1 protein-coding gene is annotated in these 2,416 nt (G+C 77.5%); it reads right to left on the bottom strand.

Annotated elements, in window-relative coordinates; translation table 11 throughout:
• Positions 1-2,416: TraM recognition domain-containing protein (locus tag AC5LUJ_RS22635; RefSeq protein ID WP_493465713.1), on the bottom strand; the 2,416-nt coding region annotated here is incomplete at both ends.

The following is a 2,416-nucleotide window of genomic DNA, read 5'->3' as shown; positions in this document are numbered from 1 at the left end:
CGTGGGGGCGGTGCCGCCCCCACCGGTGGGGGCGGTGTGGCTGCGGGCCGCGGCCCGTAGCGCCTGGGCCCGGCCGGGGACGGGCGGTGGTAGCGGCCGGGTCCGCACGGTGCATGCGGGGGCGTCCGCGGAATCGACGACGAGGCGGACCGCGGCGGTGAACGCGGGTAGGTGGGCGAGGTCGTGGTCGGTCAGGACGGGGTGGACGTGGCGGGCCAGCCCGGTGGCGTCCGTCGGTGAGCAGGCGAAGAAAATCTTCGTGCGGGCGTTGGTGGCGAGTGCGTCGGCGAGGTCGCCGGGGAGCTGACGCAGATGCTGGTGGGCGAGGGTCAACGAGAGCCGGTAGCCGCGGGCCTCGGCGAGCATGTCCTCCACCGCCCCGGGCAGGGTCAGAAAGTTCTGGCATTCGTCGAGGATGCAGGCGGCGTCGGGCCGCTGGTGGGGGGCGCGGCGGGCCCGCTGGAGCACGGTCTGCCACACCTTCGCGAGCACGATCGAGCCGAGGATCTGGCAGGCGTCCTCCCCGACCTGCCCCTTGGGGATGCGCACCAGCAGGATGCCGCCGTGGTCGAGGACGTCGGTCAGGTTGATGGTGGACGGGCCGGCGGCCAGCGCGGCGCGGACGAACCGGCGTAGCAGCAGGGCGCGCAGCTTGTTCAGGATCGGGCCGGTCGCCTGGGCGCGGGCCCCGTCGGACAGGTCGGTGTACCAGGCCCAGAAGCCGGCGAGGACCGGGTCGGTGATCCCGGCGGTGGCCCGGCGGCGGGCGAGCGGGTCGGTGAGCAGCGTGACGATGTCGAGCAGCGTCGGTACCGGCCGGCCGGCAGCCTGGCCGGGGCCCGTGCCGGCGCGGGTGAGCAGGGTCAGGCAGGCCGCGCGCAGCAGGTCGTCGGTGCGCGGCCCCCAGCTGTCCGCCCAGATCCGTCGGAAGATCCCGACGAGCTGGTCGGTGGCGAGGTCCGGGTCGCGGCCGTCGAGGATGTTCAGGCACGGTGGTGGGGCGGCGTCCTGCGGATCGAGCAGGATGACCCGGTCGGCGACCGCGGCGGGCAGCCGGGCGAGCAGGTCGGTGATCAGGTCGCCCTTGGGGTCGATCGCGACCAGCCCGCGGCCAGCCTGCGCATCGTCGAGGATCATGTTGGCGAGCAGGGTGGATTTCCCCGAGCCGGTGGCGCCGAGGATGTGGACGTGGTGGCGGGCGTCGGCGACCGTCAGCCCGACCGGGCGGCGCCGGCCCGCGTCACTGTCGCCGATGACTTTCACGGCGGGGCCGGCGTGCGGGATCCCGGCCGGCGGGGCGATCGCGGCGGCGCCGGCCCGGGCCAGGCCGGGCACGGCGGTGTCGGAGGGCAGGTGCGCGAGCGCGGCGAGTTCGTCGATGGCGAGTAGGTCGCCGCGGCCGAGGACCCGGCCGGCGAGCACGGCGGCCGGGTCCGGTAGGCGCAGCCGGCGCAGATAGTTGTGGCCGGCGTAAAGCGCGAAGGTGGCGGCCAGCGCGTGCGCCCGGCCCCGCAGCGCGGCCACGGCGGCGCGGCGGCCGGGCCGGTCGGCGGGCGGGGCGGTGGTGGCGGCGGTGTAGGTGGCGACGGCTTCCCAGCGGGGCTGGATCGCTTTCCCCCCGATCGCCCGGCTGGCGGCGGAGTCCTCCGGCGGGGTCGGCCCCGCCGGGCGCACCGGTGTACCGGGTGCGGGCCGGCGGCCGGTGTGCGGGGTGACCGCGTCCAGCAGCCGGGCGAACGGGGCGGGGGCGTACTGGCCGCGGTGGCGGGCCGCGGCGCGGCGGGCGAGGGTCAGGCGGCGGCCGGTGACCGGCCGGGCGAGGATCTGCACGACCGCGGTCTCGTCGTCGTCGAGGTCGGCGGCGGCCGCGAGCAGCGCCCGCACCGGATCCCCGCCGGTGTCCGCCCGCAACGGCAGAACGTCCGGGCGGGCCAGCCGCAGCCGCCCACCGACCGCGAGCGCCCCGGCCGGCAGCGGGGCTGCGGCGGGGCGGGTGGTGGTGCGGGCGCCGGGCCAGGCGGCCTGCACCGCCCGTTCGACCATCCCGGGTGGAATCGGGCCGGGGACCCACAGCCGGATGCTGGTACCGGTCCGGCCGGCCACCACCTCCCAGCCCAGGTGCGGCTGGCCATACACCAGCCGCTGCCACGGTGGGCGCAGCAGCCCGGTCATCTGCCCCCAGAAGACCGCGGCGGCCTCGCCGCGGACCTCGGGCGGGGTGAGGATCTCCACGGTGCGCGCCCCGGTGGCCAGCCGGCGGTGCCGGGCGGTGCGGAGACGTCCGCGTGCCCCGATCCCGACGGCCAGCAGCATAAGGGCGGGGACGCCGGCCGGCAGCCACCAGTCCGCCGCCCACACCACGAGCTGGTGGGCGAGCTGGACGGCGGCCCGGCCCGGATCCGGCACGGGAGCCGGC

The sequence above is a fragment of the Protofrankia sp. CiP1_Cm_nod3 genome, from assembly GCF_982290655.1.
The sequence above is the reverse complement of the archived record's forward strand: the minus strand, read 5'-3'. Positions and strand labels throughout refer to the sequence as shown.